Origin of the sequence: Rhodococcus sp. MSC1_016, from assembly GCF_023667485.2 — a bacterium.
Classification (GTDB): Bacteria; Actinomycetota; Actinomycetes; order Mycobacteriales; family Mycobacteriaceae; genus Rhodococcus_F; species Rhodococcus_F oxybenzonivorans.
Map to the genome: position 1 here is coordinate 236,502 of NZ_JAMOZI020000002.1, position 16,198 is coordinate 252,699.

At 65.9% G+C, this 16,198-nt stretch carries 14 protein-coding genes, 2 pseudogenes and 1 riboswitch; of the genes and pseudogenes, 8 read left to right on the top strand and 8 right to left on the bottom strand.

All coding sequences use genetic code 11. From position 1 onward, the window contains the following. Positions 1 to 125: 125 nt before the first annotated feature. Positions 126 to 326, bottom strand: coding sequence for a hypothetical protein (locus L1080_RS33425; protein ID WP_250775487.1), 201 nt, complete (start codon positions 324 to 326; stop codon positions 126 to 128). Between the two features lie 265 nt (positions 327 to 591). Here L1080_RS33425 and L1080_RS33430 point away from each other — a divergent pair, with 265 nt between their 5' ends. Both L1080_RS33430 and L1080_RS33435 read left to right on the top strand, forming a co-directional pair. Further along, a complete protein-coding gene (locus L1080_RS33430; protein ID WP_250775485.1) occupies positions 592 to 1,218 on the top strand; it encodes a hypothetical protein in 627 nt (208 codons plus the stop codon). 245 nt (positions 1,219 to 1,463) lie between these two features. Next, complete coding sequence (locus L1080_RS33435; RefSeq protein ID WP_459032404.1) at positions 1,464 to 1,676, top strand: hypothetical protein; 213 nt, start codon at positions 1,464 to 1,466, stop codon at positions 1,674 to 1,676. A 293-nt stretch (positions 1,677 to 1,969) separates the two neighbouring features. Here L1080_RS33435 and L1080_RS33440 read toward each other — a convergent pair whose 3' ends face one another. Together L1080_RS33440 and L1080_RS33445 are read right to left on the bottom strand one after the other, a co-directional pair. After that, positions 1,970 to 2,122: a hypothetical protein gene (locus tag L1080_RS33440; protein ID WP_250775481.1), complete on the bottom strand. Its 153-nt coding sequence runs from the start codon at positions 2,120 to 2,122 to the stop codon at positions 1,970 to 1,972. A 240-nt stretch (positions 2,123 to 2,362) separates the two neighbouring features. Further along, on the bottom strand, positions 2,363 to 4,129 hold the full coding sequence (locus L1080_RS33445) for an ABC transporter ATP-binding protein (RefSeq protein WP_250775478.1): 1,767 nt from the start codon (positions 4,127 to 4,129) through the stop codon (positions 2,363 to 2,365). Positions 4,130 to 4,424: 295 nt separating this feature from the next. On the opposite strand from L1080_RS33445, the gene L1080_RS33450 reads away from it, so the two are divergent. Further along, complete coding sequence (locus L1080_RS33450; protein ID WP_250775476.1) at positions 4,425 to 4,799, top strand: hypothetical protein; 375 nt, start codon at positions 4,425 to 4,427, stop codon at positions 4,797 to 4,799. Positions 4,800 to 4,983: 184 nt separating this feature from the next. Beyond that, a complete protein-coding gene (locus tag L1080_RS33455) occupies positions 4,984 to 5,952 on the top strand; it encodes a glycoside hydrolase family protein (RefSeq protein ID WP_250775473.1) in 969 nt (322 codons plus the stop codon). Between the two features lie 201 nt (positions 5,953 to 6,153). Here L1080_RS33455 and L1080_RS33460 read toward each other — a convergent pair whose 3' ends face one another. Both L1080_RS33460 and L1080_RS33465 read right to left on the bottom strand, forming a co-directional pair. After that, the gene (locus L1080_RS33460) at positions 6,154 to 7,023 is read right to left on the bottom strand and encodes a bifunctional 5,10-methylenetetrahydrofolate dehydrogenase/5,10-methenyltetrahydrofolate cyclohydrolase (RefSeq protein WP_250775471.1); all 870 of its coding nucleotides are present in this window, start codon (positions 7,021 to 7,023) and stop codon (positions 6,154 to 6,156) included. A 23-nt stretch (positions 7,024 to 7,046) separates the two neighbouring features. Next, positions 7,047 to 7,126, bottom strand: a riboswitch (ZMP/ZTP riboswitch). Positions 7,127 to 7,253: 127 nt separating this feature from the next. Then, positions 7,254 to 7,922, bottom strand: coding sequence for an SMI1/KNR4 family protein (locus L1080_RS33465; RefSeq protein ID WP_250775469.1), 669 nt, complete (start codon positions 7,920 to 7,922; stop codon positions 7,254 to 7,256). A gap of 282 nt (positions 7,923 to 8,204) precedes the next feature. On the opposite strand from L1080_RS33465, the gene L1080_RS33470 reads away from it, so the two are divergent. From L1080_RS33470 to L1080_RS33480, 3 genes and pseudogenes are all read left to right on the top strand, one after another. Continuing rightward, positions 8,205 to 9,257, top strand: coding sequence for an IS110 family RNA-guided transposase (locus L1080_RS33470; protein WP_250775467.1), 1,053 nt, complete (start codon positions 8,205 to 8,207; stop codon positions 9,255 to 9,257). Positions 9,258 to 9,315: 58 nt separating this feature from the next. Then, a pseudogene (locus L1080_RS33475) lies at positions 9,316 to 9,471 on the top strand (IS256 family transposase); the annotation flags it as partial. 16 nt (positions 9,472 to 9,487) lie between these two features. Continuing rightward, positions 9,488 to 10,858, top strand: a pseudogene (locus tag L1080_RS33480) (RNB domain-containing ribonuclease); the annotation flags it as partial. Positions 10,859 to 11,031: 173 nt separating this feature from the next. Here the strand turns inward: L1080_RS33480 and L1080_RS33485 are convergent. The 3 genes from L1080_RS33485 to L1080_RS33495 are packed head-to-tail and all read right to left on the bottom strand — an operon-like array spanning position 11,032 to position 14,119. Then, a complete protein-coding gene (locus L1080_RS33485; RefSeq protein ID WP_250775462.1) occupies positions 11,032 to 11,829 on the bottom strand; it encodes a hypothetical protein in 798 nt (265 codons plus the stop codon). Next, a complete protein-coding gene (locus tag L1080_RS33490) occupies positions 11,829 to 13,778 on the bottom strand; it encodes an ICP22 family protein (RefSeq protein ID WP_250775460.1) in 1,950 nt (649 codons plus the stop codon). Before L1080_RS33490 ends, L1080_RS33485 begins: the two co-directional genes overlap by 1 nt. Then, positions 13,775 to 14,119 (bottom strand): hypothetical protein, encoded by a 345-nt coding sequence (locus L1080_RS33495; RefSeq protein ID WP_250775458.1) that lies wholly within the window; start codon positions 14,117 to 14,119, stop codon positions 13,775 to 13,777. Before L1080_RS33495 ends, L1080_RS33490 begins: the two co-directional genes overlap by 4 nt. Positions 14,120 to 14,308: 189 nt before the next feature. Here L1080_RS33495 and L1080_RS33500 point away from each other — a divergent pair, with 189 nt between their 5' ends. Beyond that, complete coding sequence (locus L1080_RS33500) at positions 14,309 to 15,253, top strand: phospholipase D family protein (RefSeq protein ID WP_250775456.1); 945 nt, start codon at positions 14,309 to 14,311, stop codon at positions 15,251 to 15,253. Positions 15,254 to 16,198: the final 945 nt, after the last annotated feature.

A 16,198-nucleotide genomic window follows, 5' to 3' on the forward strand; every position in this document is an offset into this window, starting at 1 on the left:
CGCTCTCGTCGGAGATTCGACGAGACGGCGCAGGCAAGCATCCGCACCGGTTCCGGAAACCCGTCCGCGAGAAGGTAATAGACGGTGCAGCCCGCCTTGCGGCGGGCTGTCTCGTCCTGTCACCATCACCTCGTCTGTTCCTTCCGCTCATCCGGAACGTCCAGTCCCTGCTCACCACGTTCGGTTCTCAGGCCGATCAACTGAGGGGAACTCGAAGCCACCCAACCGGACAGCAGATTCGCGCGCGAGCGGAAACCGAGCCGCCAGATCGGCCACACGACCGCCCCTCCAGGCGCATCCACGCCGAAGAGCCCGCGTGCAGTCATCCGATCAGCGTGCGACGCTGGTGGTTGTGCTGGTGTTCGGCACCGTATCCGGGCGGTTCTCCAGCCGCTGCGGGCTCTCACGCGGGTTACGCAGGTATTTCGGTGTCCCCTCTCTTCATCGACCACCCACAGCGCACGAACCGGTGGAAACGGGCAACGAAGACGAACACGCCAGCGGTCGCTGGATCGCGACACCCGCATCACCTCTCAGGCAAGCTCGTTCGTCAGCAACAGCAGTCATCCGAATTACAAGACAAGGACACCCGTGAACCACACCAAAATGTCGGCCATAGCCGTCTGCGCCGCATTGAGTCTCGCCGTCGCTGGGTGCAGTAACGACGAGTCCGCCAGCGCGCCCGACACCTCCAGCGCCTCGTCGAGCACGACACAGACTTCAGTCGATGCGCTGACAACTGCGCCGACATCATCGGCGGCGATTGCCACGCAGGGCGGAGTCACGACCCCCAAGCCGGACGAGGTAGGTGCAGCCCAACGCATCACAGGCCAAGGATTCACTGCGCTGATCCGTGTGACAGAACCAGTGATGGCGGAGAGCATGGGAACCAAGATCCTGGCGTTCCCGATCACCGTGATCGTCGAATCCGGTGCGCTCGTCGCCTCGCCCAACCATTGGGCAGTGCGGACGTTGAGCAGTGACAGCATCAAGGGTCTGAACGGCCAAGGCGTCACCACAGAGATCGGAACGGCGAGTATCGACTCACGCGCAGAAGGACTTGTTCCGTTCAAGGACTTCGGTTCGAAGCTGACCGATGACGTGTCCGTCACCGAAGTGGCCCTCTACGGCGACACCTACCAGAACGATGCCCCGCTCGCTCGGTGGAAGCTTCCGGAGCCGATCGCCATTCGCGATATTCTCACCAAGACCGAGTAGTCCCGCAGAACCGTGATGTGACGCAACCGATCCGCCAGCGGGCCTACGCGGTGGCGCGCCTGGCAGCGATGAAGCTACCGCGCTACTGTGATCGACGCACCGGGTCGAGACCCCATCGAGTCCCCGTGTAGAGGCCCCGCCCCATCCCCCACTGAGGCGGGGCCTCACCCCGGGGGCTTCCCTCTCACTCAATTGCGGAGACCGACCTGGGCGACCGTTCAGCTAAGGTACCCGGCATGTGGAGAATGGGCTGGCTTTGGAAGTCGGCTGTGGTCGGCTCTGCCGTTGCATTACCGATCGGGGCGTTGGTCGGCATTCAATGCCGCAGTTTCATCCTCGCCCTCATCGCCACCCTCATAGTCGAGTACTCGATGATCGTCGGCGCAGTCGCCATTCGCGGCGGGACGCACCCCGAATACGACGAGGACCAGGTCGATGACAGTGACAGCGACTCGTGAGGCCTGTCCTATTCCCGCGAGCCCAGCAACTCGCCACCATCTCCGATCAACTTGCCCGCGGCGAACCTGCACCGGGACGAGATGGTGTCCCAGCGCATGCCCCCGGCGGCAGTCGCCCCGCCCCCCCTCGTTCCGTAAGCGGACCCGCATAGATCGAGCCGTCGCTTCTTCTGAACTCAAATGAGATCGCGTAGTAGTTGCCGAACGCACGGATCCCTTACTGCGATTCCAGAGATCGTGGGCAGCAACCGCGTCAATGGTCTCGATCGGGTCAGTAGCCGGCCTACGTGTAATCAGGTCATCACGGCGGAGTCGACGGCAAGACAATCCGCATCGGGCTCTCGGCGAACGTCGCCGATAACGACGGCCGCCAGCCACATAACCGCAGCAGCTGCGATCACGGCGACCATCACCTCGCGCCATGACAAACCTGCTTGTCTGGACATCTGTCCGCCTCCCCGAGCTCATGTGATCCGACTGACCGTAAACGCGTTCACCGTCTCGGCTGCCTGCCCCGACGCCTCACGGTCTCTGTTGTTGTCCGTTGGCGAATCCGCCTACGGGACGAGGGCCCGGCATGCGCTGGGACACAACTCTGTCCCGGTGCAGATTCCGCTTTCGGGATAGGCACCCGGTCGCCGCCACCTCGGTTCTGATGCCGGCGCCGGTGGCTGCTCCCCGCGGGTCTAGTCCGGGATGCCGATCAATTGGTGATAGGCGAGTTCACGGTAGAGCTCGCTGGTACTGAGCAGATCGTTGTGGGTGCCGACCGCGTGGACCCGCCCGTGGTCGAGGACGATGATCTGGTCGGCATTCTTCACCGTCGCGAGCCGGTGCGCGACGAGGACGACGGTCTGATCGGCTCCGGTGGCCTCGAGCGCGGTTTGGAAGATTTCCTCGTTGCGACTGTCCAGGCTGGAGGTCGGCTCGTCCAACAGCAGCAGCGGTGGCCGGGCGAGCAGGGTGCGGGCGATCGCCAACCGTTGCCGCTCACCACCGGACAGACGGACGCCGTGCTCACCGATCTGCGCGTTCAAACCGTCTGCCTCGGTGTCGATCCGGTCGCGCAGGTTGACCGTGTCCAGGGCCGCCCAGCACTCCGAATCCGTCACCTGCGGGGCGGCGAGGGTGAGGTTCTCCCGGACGGTGCCCGAGATCGCGGGCGCGTTCTGTTCCACGTACCCCAGCTGCGAGCGCAGCACGGTCCGCGGCAGGGCGGTGATGTCCACCCCGGCCAGTTCGATGCGGCCGCCGTCGAGGTCGTAGAACCGTTCGATGAGCGCGAGGAGGGTGGATTTACCGGCACCGGAGAGTCCGACGATCGCGGTCCGCGAGCCGCGGGCGACGGTGAAGCTCACCGAGTCGAGGACGGGTTGATCCGGGCGGTACCCGAACCGGGCGTCCCGGAATCGGACCATCGGCGCCGCCGACGGGGCCGGGAGTGCCGGGTGGGTGATGATGTCGGCGGCGTCCTCGGCGGGAATCCGCTGGATGTCGGTGATGCGTTGCAGGGCACCGAGGGCCGCAGCGAGGGACTGCACCGCGGTGAAGGCGGTGTTGACCGGGCCCATGAACAACAGCATGAACAGGATGAACGTGACCAGTTCGGCGACGGTCAGATGCCCGGTCGCCACCCGGTAACCGCCGACGCCGAGGACGACGAGCAGCGACGCGTGGCCGGTGGTCTGCCGGAGCGGCTCGATCGCGGCACCGGATCGAGCCGCGCGGATACCGGCGTCGAACGCTGATCGGACCCGGTCGCCGAGCCGCGCCTGTACGCGGTCGGTGGCCCCGTTGGCGCGGATGACGCTGATCGCCGACAGGGTCTGGTTCAGGTCCCCGGTCAGGTCCCCGAGCCGGGACTGGGTCTCGAACGTCAACACTCTCAGCCGCCGGGTGATATGAAGTGACGCTGCGACCACGATCGCGACGACGAGGACGGTGACCCCGGCCAGGACGGGGTCGAGCAGCATCATCGCGGTCAGCGCGCCGACCAGGACGAGGATCCCGCCGAGGGGTTCGACGACACCGTCGGTCAGCGCGGCACGCAGCAGGGTGGTGTCCGAGGCGACCCGGGAGACCAGGTCCCCGACGTGGCGGCTGCGGTACTCGCTCATCGGCAACCGCACCAGGTGCCCGATCAGCTCGGTGCGGGCGGTGAGCACCACACTCTCCGCGGTCCGTTGCAGCAGGTAGTACTGGATCGTGCCGAGGACCGCCCCGGCGGCGAGGAACCCGACCAGCGCCCACACCAGGCCGCTGAGCGGGGCACCGTCTCCGACCGCGGTGATGATCCGGCCCACCAGCACCGGTTGCACCAGACTCAGCCCGGCTGCGGCAATGGAGAACACCGCCGCCGCCCCGAGCAACCGACGATGCTCACGCACATACGGCCACAACGCACGCACACCACCCCGTCCGGCAGTGCCTGCGTTTCCTCCCTGCGGATCCATCCGTCCCCCCAACCCCAGAAATAAGTTCCGCCATCATATTTGGCCCGGACCCGATCACTGGTCGATCCACCGAAGACCGACCGCCCCTGTGGGCAGGTAGGCCTCGTATGCGCCGTTCCTGGACCTTCGTTCCAGCCAAGCGTGAGCGCATGATCGAGAATCGTGCGCTCGATACGCGGTCGTTCGGTTCGCGACGTTCTCCACGTCTGGCTGAGCGCTTCGATGGTGTCCAGGATCGTGATGTCGCGGCCGCTGTCGGGTAAGTGGGGCGAACCTGCTGGAACACCGTGCCAAGGTGTCCGCCGAGGGCGGGGTGGACAAAGCCGCCCTGGAACACCGTGCCAAGGTGTCCGCCGAGGGCGGGGTGGACAAAGCCGCCGCTGAAACGGGCCGACATCATCTTGCTGTAGACGCGCAATCCAGCGGCCCACAGGCCGTCTCCGAGATCACCACCGAGACCGTAGAAGAGCTGCTCTGCGAGCTGGTACTGGTGCTCGGTGATACGACCCAGACCTTCGACGAACTTGTCTCCCGGCTGCGTCCGCCGGAACTGAGAAAAAACCTCTGCAACGGGCGGCCACCTCGGGCGGAATCAGTGGCGGTAGGCGCTTCAGATCGCCACCGACTGCCGACAAGTACACCGTACAGGCGGTCGGAAACCTGGCCCTAGTCCCCTCGCGCACAGCGGGTGTGGTCGCGATGAACAGAAAATTATCGAAAAGGTCCCGGTGCACTGGCGCGAACCGCCGCCAACCTTCCGGTCACCCCCACCGCCGTCGGTCACGATTCGCTGCCTGCAGCCTGCTGCCAAAGTTACGCATGGAGCGCCTGCTGTCATAGATACTGCACCGGTGATGCTGACCAATCGATCCTACTTTTCCGCCATATCGATGGTGATGCTCGCTGTCACGGGATTGCTGGTCGCGGCACCGGGGAGCAGCGGCGCAGCACCGCCCGCCTGGCGATACACGATGGTGGCGTTCAGCAACGCCAGCGACCGCGACCTGGACGTATACGAGTCTGGGGACGCCACTCAATACCAACCCGTCCGACAGTCGGCGTATCGGCCGCCGTCAGGCGTGGTGCGTGACCCGAGCATCTTCCGGCACACAGACGGGCTCTACTACCTCACCTACACGACAATCGACGGGGCGAACATCGGCTTCGCGCGCAGCAGTGACCGCATCGACTGGACGTTCCTGGGGGCCTGGCCGGTCCCGTTCTGCTGCGCCTTCCTGCCGGGCACCGGAGACGGAACGGGCTCGGCGAGCCCACCGGGCTCCTCGGGATCGGCCGGGTTCAGCGACGGGCCGTCGCTGTCGCCGTTCACCACGAAGGCCTGGGCACCCGAATGGTTCGTGGACGGCGACCGCGTCCACGTCATCCTGTCGATGTCCACCGGCGGCGGATTCGTGCCGTATCTGATGACGGCGCTGGAACCATCTCTCAGGTTGTGGAGCCCGCCTGTTCCACTCGCCGGGATCGGCGCGGACCACATCGACACCACCCTGGTCAAGGTGGGATCGACCTATCATGCGTTTACCAAGAACGAGACGAAGAAGGTCGTCGAGCATGCGGTCGCGTCATCGGTGACGGGGCCCTATTCATTCGTCCCGCCTGGAAATTGGGGCTCGCTGCTGGAGGGCCCAGCCCTGGTTCAGTTGCCGAACCACGCCTGGCGGATATATCTCGACGCCTATACCGAAGGAAAGTACCTCTATTCCGACAGCACGGATGGGCTGCGCACCTGGTCACCCGTGCAAGAGCTTCCAAGCCTTTCCGGGACGGCGCGCCATTTCGGCGTGATGAGAGAGCCTGCATAACGACAGTCCTAGTCGTCAGTCGGTTGGGATCTCGCGTCATGGTTTCACCGCATCACAAAGGCGAGGGCTCTGTAGCGCCAATGATCGTGCACAGATCTGACCGAACAGCGATCCCGTTCCGGGATGCGGCGCGGCCGGACATGCGCTCGGCGCCGATCTCGTCCCGCTGGTGGTTCCATCTGCGGGACACCGTGAACAGGCTCAGGAGCGTTTAACGCTTTCGGTTTGATCGTCGAGTTGGTGGAAGGCGGCGTCCACTGTCTGATCCAACAGTGTCGCGATCGTCATCGGGCCGACTCCTCCGGGCACCGGAGTGATCAACCGGGCGCGTTCACGCGCCACCTCGTATTCGACATCGCCGACATTTCCGGGGTTGTAGCCGGCGTCGATGACTACCGCCCCGGGCTTGATCCACGACCCCTTAATCAGCTCGGGTTTCCCCACGGCCGCGACAACGAGATCGGAGGCGGCCACGGCTTCACCCAGATCCGCAGTCTTCGAGTGGCAGTAGGTCACGGTGGCGTCCCGCGCTAGCAACAGCATCCCCATCGGCAATCCCAGGATCGGGCTACGGCCGATGACCACGGCTCGGCGTCCCGACAATGGCACGTCGTACGCGTCGAGCAGCCGCAGGATTCCGCCCGGTGTGCACGAGTGGAAACCCTCCCGAGCCATCGCCATGGCAGCGAACGTCGCGTAGGTGACGCCGTCGACATCCTTGTGGGGTGCGATGGCCTCGAATGCTGCGCGCTCGTCGATGTGTGCAGGAACGGGATGCTGCAGCAGGATTCCGTGGACGCGGGGATCCTCGGACAGTCCACGGACCGTGTCGACGAGCTCGGAAGTGCTGGTTTCGTCGGGCAGCGCGATACGCCGGGAGTCGATGCCGGTGGCATCGCACCGGTTGGCTTTCATCCGCACGTACGTGTGCGAGGCCGGATCGTCGCCCACCAGGACCGTTGCCAAACACGGCGCCGATCCTGTTCGGTGTCGAAACTGGTCGGCGCGTTCGGCCACAGCGGTCAGAGTTGTGGACGCGATGAGTCGACCGTCAATGTCTTCGGCACGCATGCGGGTTCCTTCACACTCGTGGTGTGAAGCACCCAGGCGGTCGATGCTCCATTGCGTTGCACTCCCCGGTGGTTGCCCACCTTCGCCAGTCGTGCCGCCGACAGTCTAGTGGGGTTTCGTGTCGGCACGGGTGCTGGCAGATACTGTGCTGCTGGATGATCCGGTTGCGGGACTAGTCGGAGCCTCGACGTTCGGACGCCTTGGGTTACAGCTCATCGCCTGATCGGACGCTATGGCTGATAGTCCCATCGGAGTAAACCGTCCTCGATGACCGGCACCCACCCCTCGCAGTGCACTCCTTGCTCTAGTGCCGTCGCCGTGCAATCGAGCAGGTCGGCGATCGAGTCCCAACGGATCGTTGCACCGCCCTCCTTGCAGAACTCGACGACACAGCCGCTGCGGTCACCGCCACGGGTGTCGACCGCAAGGTGGTCCCCGGCCCCGTCGCTTCCAATCGGGATGAACGCAGGTAGGAAGGTCTCGGTCTCGGTTCCTGCCGACAACGCCATCAAAGCCTCCGTGCCACCGAGGTCATCAGTGTTGTCTTGCCACAGTTCAACCAATTCGTCATGAGTTCGGACCGCGAGAGCAACCGAAATTGGCTCATTGCTCGGCAGCACGATCGACTCCGGCTGGCTATCGAACCCGCCGTCATGCAGTGCGAACCACTCGTGCAACTGCACAGGCCAGACCCGACCCGTTGCAGCCTCGGCTGCATGTACGGCTCGCTGTCCGGACGGCGGAAGCACCCGCGACGCTGTCGTCGGGGCATGCTGCTCGCACCATCGAATGATCCGACCCCAGTTCACCTCAACACTCATTGCGGTTGCGTCCAGCAGAGTGGTGTACGGACGGGATTCGGATCTGACCGGCGTGTCGTAGCCGATGAAGGCGGTCATCGCGTGATTTGTGAGTGTGTGTCGTAGCGGTTCCGTAAGGCGAATCGCTGTCAGGATCGGTGCCGATGCCTGGAACTGACTCACGCGTGATTTGGCCACCCCGGGTGTGCCGTGCGAAGGACCCGTCGTTCCGGGCGTCGGCACCGGCCCGCTCCGCCTGCTGGCCTGATCAGAAGCCTGTCCGTGCCGAAGGGCACGTGACCCGTCACAGATATGCCGCTGGGTGGTTCCACCCGGGCCGGTGCCGCCCTGACCCTTACACCCGAAGGAGCGCGAAGGCCCATGACCATGGTGGCAGAAACCGTTGATGCCGTCATCGGCGGCGACACACACCGCGACACCCACGCACTGGAGATGACCGCACCGAACGGCGCGACGATCGCGACATTGACCATCCCCAACAACGCATCCGGCTTCTCCGACGCTCTCGCGTGGATCGCCGAGCACGCCCCCGGCCCCCGCGTCGTGGTCGGGCTCGAGGGCACCCGCAGCTACGGAGTCGGCCTGGCTCGCGTGTTGACCGGTGCCGGGCTCACCATCGTGGAGGTCGAGTGTCCCCGTCGGCAGACACGGCGCCGTGGCAAGTCGGACCCGATCGACGCGAGACTCGCCGCGCTGCAGGTGCTGCGCATGTCAGAGGACCGAAAGGCGCTGCCACGCAGTGATGGTGACCGTGAGGCCATTCGTATTCTGCTCGGTGCCCGCCACGACATGACCGTCGCCCGCACCGCGCAGATCAACCGGCTCCGCGCCCTGCTGCTTACCGGCGACGACGAGGACCGTCTTCTCGCGCGGGTCACCATGACCGAGCACAACCTCGGTGCGATTGCCCGCCGCCGCGGCCGCACCGGTGAGTGCACCGAGACTCAGGTGCGTCGCGCCGAAGCGCGCCGACTCGCGTTGGCGATCCGTGACGGCGCCCGCGCCCTCGCCGACAACAAGCGGCAGTTGTCCGAACTGCTCGAGGCGTTCGCGCCCGGACTCCAGAACAAACTCGGCGTCGGCCCGGTCAGTGGTGGCCAGCTGATCGTGTCCTGGTCGCATCATGGCCGGTGCCGGCACGAGGCAGCGTTCGCGGCCCTCGCCGGGGTCAGCCCCGTGCCGGCCAGCAGCGGCCGCACGCACAGGCACCGTCTCAACCGCGGCGGTGATCGCCAGCTCAACCGGGCGTTGCACGACATCGTGCTCACCCGCTGGCGGATGTGCCCACGCACCCACGCTTACATCGCCGCGGGCCGCGCACGAGGCAAGTCCGACCCGGAGATCCGACGCTCACTCAAGCGCTACACCGCCCGCGAACTCTTCCGCGCGCTGAACGCCGCTGTCGCCCATTGACAAACATAGAAGCGTCCTTCGAGAGAGCTACCAACTCGACTCGACGAAAGAGCACGCGATGACCACTGCCCACGATATCGACCTGCACGAGTTCCTGACCGACCGGCTCACCGACGCCAGCCCCGACCTGCTGCGCAGCCTGCTGTCCACGTTCATCGACGCCCTGATGGGCGCCGAGGCCGACAGCCTGTGCGGCGCCGGTTTCGGTGAACGCTGCTCCTTTAAGTCCTAACCTTACCCGCGGCTGGGCGGCGAATGAGGACGGGGCCATCGTGGCGATCGCGGCGGAACTGCGGACCGTCGCCTACGTCATCGTGCAGGAGATGATGATCGCGACCAACGAGGCGGTGGCGTTGTGGTGCGTCGAGCAAGGATTGCCGATCCTGTTCCGCAATCACAGGCCCAACCCGGTCGCCGGCACCACCGACGAGCTGATGCACGAGATCGCCGCCGCGGCCGGGGACCCGGACTTGTTCGCGAAACTACGCGGCCGTCTGCTGTCGACGCTGCGGGCCGCGACCTACGACCCGACCGTGCACGGCCACTACGGATTACGGCTGAGCGCCTACACCCACGTCACCTCACCGCTGCGGCGGGTGGCCGACCTGATCAACCAGCGGATCATCTTCGCCCACCTCGACCACTCCCCCGCCCCCTACACCCCGGTTCAGCTTGCCGCCCTCGGCGGCGACATGAACCGGCGCACCCGCGCCGCCCGGGAAGCGAAGAAGAATCACTTCAAACACGCCGACCAACGGATCGTCGCCGAACAGGCGGCCACCGCCGATCTCACTGCACTCGACAGTCGCCGGTTCCACAAGGTCCTCAAAGCCGAAGCCGCCGGACCCCTTCGGGCTCAAACTCGCCGCCGAGCTCGCCCGCCGCGTCGATGCCGACCTGCTGACCGCCCCGGATGTCGCAGTCCTGATCGATGCCGCCGGCTCCTCCTGGCTTCCCATCCAACTCCGCATTCTGGACACTCTCGCTGACACTCATCCGGAGATGGGGCCCAGCGTTGTGTCGGTGTGGCGGCAAGCTCACCCCGATCAACCGCCCACGGATCTCGAAATCCGGCGCAGCGGCGCCGTCCACAACCCATTGTTCGCCGCCCGCGCCACTCACCTGGGGATCCGCGGCCCGTGGGCCACCGCGGCTGCGAAGAAGCCGGCCGAACAAGCGGCCCTTTGGGCGGCAGTGCGTGCGCAGCTGACCGGTACCGACCACGCCGACGCGGAACCGGATTGGCCCACCACCGAGCCATCCCCGCAACCGACGACTCCCGTACTGGCGCCCAGGTTTCCGGTCTCGCCGAATCCGCGGAACCACAGCGTACGGCTACGCCGGCCGTCCTGAACCTGGACGGGGCGAAGAAGTCCAAGGCTCTGTCGAACCCCATCGCTTGGCTGATGAGTCTCGCCCAGAACAACAATCAGCCCCCACCTGAGTGGAACTTCTGCACGGAGGGGCCCGCACACGCACCTCGGTTCACCGCCACCGTGCGCCTCGCCGGCCACAGCGCCACCGCTGACGCGACCACGAAAACGGCGGCGAAGACCGCAGCGGCCACCGCCCTCATCGAGACACTTTTCAGACAGCGCTGAAGACGACAGGTGCCTGCCGAAGGGGTTCCTGCTATCCGATCCCGCCCGCCGAGCTTCCGGTATTGCGAGGAGTGCTAGATGAGATAGCAGCATTCTGCGGTAGCACCGATTCCGCGATGCTGACTTGCCGAAACGACTTGCCCGCCTGCGGATACGGCACGTCCACTTTCAGATCAGATCCAGTCGATGTGGACGGAGTCGATGTGGTCGAAGTGGAATCCGAATTGGTCGCTGTATCTGTCGAAGCCCTTGTTCTCCGGGTAGTCGAGGGTGGCGTGCCGCTCGAGCAAGGCGACGACCCGGGCATGATCATCATTGGCGAGGGCGGCGGCGAGTTCACGGGACTCGTCAGGGCTGAACGGGGTGTCGGAGTTCGCGAAGTCCAGGGTGCGGACTCGGTAGTCGTAGCCCTCGTCGGCGCCGTTGCGGACCATCACACCACCCTTGACCCGGATGACCGCGGTCTTCGGTGTCCCATCCGGCCGCAACACCCCGGCCCGTTTCATGATGTCCTCGGCCCGCACGGTTTTGAGTTTTTTGCTGGCGTCGGCACGCAGTTCGTTCGTCTCCCCCGACCGGTACCGCGACACCGCCGAGCGAGACCTGCCGATCTTGGCGGCCACCGCGTCGATACCACCCAATCGTTCGATCGCCGCCCGCCGTTGCGCCCGCTCGAGAACATCCGCATGCGGGATACGGCCTTGTTGCGCCCACCGGCGCAGCGTGCGGTCCGAGGGCGGGGTGCGGCCGGCATCGATCGCCGCCTGACGTAATCCCTCGTTGCCGAGCTCGGTGCGTAACTGTTTGACCGTCACTTTGCTGGTCAACCCGGCCAGTCCCCCGGTTTTGACCTGCTTAGACTTCTCCACCCCGCTGGTCGCGGCATTCGCCACCGAGACCTTGAGGCCGTCGAGGCCGACCGCCTGCTGCGCCGGTTTCCTGGTCCGCGGCTTCGGCAGATGCAAAGCCATCAGTCCACCCCCGCCCCTTCATCATCGTCGTCGGCGGCGGCGTCCTGGTTGTCGGTGAAGGCGGCCTTGATCGCCAGGTTCACCTCGTGCACATCCGCAGCCGACGCCATGGAGGCGAGGAGGGTGTCGGTGAGGGCCACGTCCTTTTCCACCGTCATCTTTCCCAGCGCCTCGCTCGGGTCCGAAATGTCTTGACCTTCGGGGAGGAGGTACACCCAGGAGTCGGTGACGGTGCGGACCGGCCAACGATGGTGTTCGCGGGCGATGCGCATCGCGACACGGCGGCCCCGCCACCGGCAATGCGCAATGATCGACGCCCGCCACAACGGCTGGTGATGATGCTGCATCCGGGTCGCGGTCCACATGTCCGGGTTGACCATCCGCCCGATGTACCCCTTGTAGCAGGCACCGATAAATCCCTTCATCGCCGCATCCCGGGTGTCCACCGCGGTTTTGCGGGCCTCCCGCAGGATCTTCGCCCACTTGTCCAGCACCCGGCCCTGTTGCGGGTACACCCAGGCCTCGGTGATGTCGAGGTCGTCGAGGTCGGCGCCGATCCCTCCATCCGCGACCGGTTCCCGAAGGGCATCGAGGGTGACGGTGGTGACCCAGGTCTGCACCGGCTGATCGGCGAGCATGTGCGGGTGCGGCAACGGCAGCTTCTCCGGCAGCGACAACGTCTGCCCGGGTGGCAGGGTGATCCGCCACAACCCGAACGGGGTGCCCTTCGCCCCTGATGCTGCGGCGGCCGCCGCCGACCCGCCGGTGAGGTGTTTGGGTTGCCCGTAGCCGAGTTCGAGCATCCCGGCCGAGGCCAGATAGGCGGCGCGTTGGTCGATCGACACCAACCGGTCCGCATCCTCGAGGTCACTCGCCTGCGGGACCCGGGTCCAGCCGACCGCGGGCTCGAGGTCCCCGCGCGGGGCACCGTCGAGCGGCGGCACCGGACCGGCGGTGGTGACGACGATGCCCTTGCCCGATCGGGTGCGTTCGCGTTTGATTTTGTCGATGATCGCGGCGCCGGTGCGGGCCGGTGTCGGCCCGGGGAGCACCCCGAGATGCTGTGCGCACCATGCCAGCCGGCGGCCCAGTTCCCGGGCGGCCGGGAGGTCGTCGTCGGGGAGATAGGTGCCGGCGGCCGGTGAGCCGAGGACCCCCATGTCGCCGACCCGGTTGTGCCAGCCGAAGTCCTTGTTCCAATAGGTCCACACGTACGGTTCGATCACCACATCGACCATCGAGGTGAAGTTCCCGATCGTGCGGGACAGGTGCACCACATGCCCGGGTTCGCCGCGCAGTTCCCACCCCGCACTGAGTAGCGGTGGGAGGGTGGCATGCAGGGTGGCGGTCAACTCGGTGGCGGCGCGGGTCCGCAACGCTTCCATGTCGTCGACGTCGTCCTCACTGCCCGGATCGATGACCCACCCGAGTAGCTCACACGCAGCCAACCCGACAACCCAGATCTGTGCGGGTGCACCCAACGGGGTCAGCGAAGCCCACCGGATCAGCTTGTCCAGCTTCTCGAGGGAATCGACCGGACCGGTCAACTCCTTTCCCGAAGGGGTGTACGTCCCGGCGGCGGTCACGATCAACGCATGCCCATCCGCGGCCTCACCCGCCGGCAGCGCTTCCCACACCGGCGGATCTACCGCGTCGCCATCGGCCTCGGCCTCAGCGCTGGCCAGCTCGGGAGATTCGGTGTCCGTGGGAGTTTCGGCAACGTCCTCCTGCTCGTCCGGCCCAGCGGCCTCCTGCTCGTGCGAGTCCGCGTCCCCCGGCTCGCCGAAGTCAGGGTGTGTGGCAACGGTGGGTTCCGGGCCCGCCTCATCGGTGACACCCTCCTGATCGGTTGCGTCAGGGGAACCGTCTTTTTCGGCGGATTCGGGAGACGCCTTCGGGGTGGTGTCGGGCAGGGTGAAGAGGGGAATTTGCTCCCACGGGGAGCTCATGACTCCTGCTCGGCGATCCGGCCGTCGAGATCGGCCGGTGGGACGCTGTAGCGGTCGAAGAATTCCTGCAGGGCAACGTCCACCACGTTGGTCACCGTGGATTGACGGTGGTTCACCAGCCAGTTCAACCGGGCCTCCGTCGAGGCCAGTACCCGGGTGTTGAGCGGAACCTTCGTCGGCCCCTTCCGCGGCTCCAGCTTCGCCGTCAACTCCGCACTCGGCGTCCCCGAACCTGACACGCCTACCGCATCGGGACCGCGCTTTCCCGACCGAGCGGCACCGCCGCGTCCGCCCCCGGTCGGGCGGCGGGCGCCGCCCCCGGCAGTTCCTGCTTTCCCCATACCCACCCCACTCTCGCCTTCGCCCGTGTACTTCGGTTTCAGTCATCCTACCCATTACGCGCCTTCGTGCACGCATCTACGCGCGCATACTTGCTCGTATATTCTCGTGCAGGGTTGGTGCGGAACAGTGGCGACGGTATTGACACGCTGTTGCCCGCCCTTGCCGGTGGCCGGTTACCGTCTGTCGGTATGGGGACCACCTTCCACGGGCCGAGCCCGTGGCCGCACATCACCCGCGCCATCCGCACCCGCGGTGCCCGATACGCCGCGATCGGCTACCTCGGCCAGGACGCACCCGAGCTGCTCCCGCTGCGCGCCGGGGACCTGTTGGTCGTCAACGCGTCCAAGGCCGCAATCCGGGCGCACGCCACCTCCCCCGCCGCCCTCACCTACTACCTCGAGCGGGGGGTGCGGGTGCTGTCGTCACCGACCCTGCACGCCAAGGTGATCGCCACCAATACCCGGGCGGTGATCGGGTCGGCCAACGCCTCCGAGAACTCCACCCTCGCCGACGACGCCGTGGTCATCACCGACGACCCCGACATCGTCGCCGGTGTCCGCACGTTCATCGACGGCCTCGACGAGATCACCGAGGTCGATCAGGTGTTCCTCGACGACGCGATCCTCGAGTGGGAGATCGGCCGCGCCGTCCCCCTGCCCGGGGTCACCGGCCGCGTCCGCACCGACACAGATTTCCTGCCCACACCGGTGCGCCGGATGTTCGTCAAACACGCCGTCGATTACGAACCCACCGACACCGAACAACAGGTCCTCGACCACCAGCGGGGCCGGCACTCGACGGTCGGCGGGCCGGCGGTGAAATACCAACTCGAATCGCTCCACCTCGACACACCCGGCACCCTCCGACGCGGCGACGTGATCGTCTTCGTCTCCACCGACGACGAGTGGATCCACCCGCCGGCCGTGGTGACCTCCGACCCGATGCGGATCCCACGGTCGGGCGGAGCGGTGTTGTTCTTCCTGCGCACCCGCACCGACCTGCCACCGCTGCCTCTCACTGACGCCGAGAAGGCGCTCACCGACCTCGGGCACCCCGGGTCACGGCTGCGGACCGATCACTACGTCCGCTCACCCAACCTCCGGACCGCGCTCCTCGCACTGTGGAACCTCTGAGCGGACACGCACACGAAAAAAGCTGCGCACCACCACCGAGCCGCGACCCCTCGAACGCACCGAGGTCTGCACGGAACTCGACAACGTTCTCGTCCGCGAACTCTCGTACTCGACAATGCCCGGCGTGTAACTGCTGCTTTCCCCCTCACCGCCGAACACAGTCTCCGTCGATGCATCGAACCGGTTCCATCAATGACCGGTGTGCGCGAGGAAGACGTCGAGGGTCCTGAGTAGCCGTCGCGCCACGAGAAGTGACTGTCAGGGTGGGTCGATACCCATGAGCCATACAACGGGTGCTGTGCGTTGCCACCTCTGTAACCCTCGTTTGCGTTGCTAGCTATCGTAGCTGGGTTAGCTGTTCTAGCTTTGCCGTCACCGCCGGAGCGTCCGGTCGCTCGCGTGATGACGATGCCACTCGGCGGCAAGCCATCCGGTTTTCCTCGGAGAATATGGGCAACCTTCCCACCGGGCACTTACGTCACTGTGATGGAATTCTGCCCTCCCCGCCGCGCACGGGAAGGTGGTCACCGGTCACCACCGCTCAGCAACTGAACGTCATCCGGCCCACTTCGGGATATACGTCGCCGCATCGCGCGGGGTGTGTTGTTTTCTTGCGGCGACGGCGAACTCGATACGGCAGCGCAGGTTCGTCATCCAGATGTGGATTGTCGAACCCGGTCACCACCGCCTGCGCGGTTCCGATGTGATGTGGGCAGCCTGGTTTCCCCGACCCGTCGCCACGGCGCGCGAGCTCGTGGTTCGGTGATGGCGTCGGCAGTAACGATCATGTCGAGTTCGAACCCTGTGGGCGCCTGCGGCGCCGATGCCATAGACGGTGATGGCGGCTAACCTGTCCGGCGCGCCAGCCCGATTTCATCTCACCGCGGATTGTTGTCGGTAGGGCGGTTTATGGTTATTGCTGCGACGAGCAACAGGTCGCTGCAC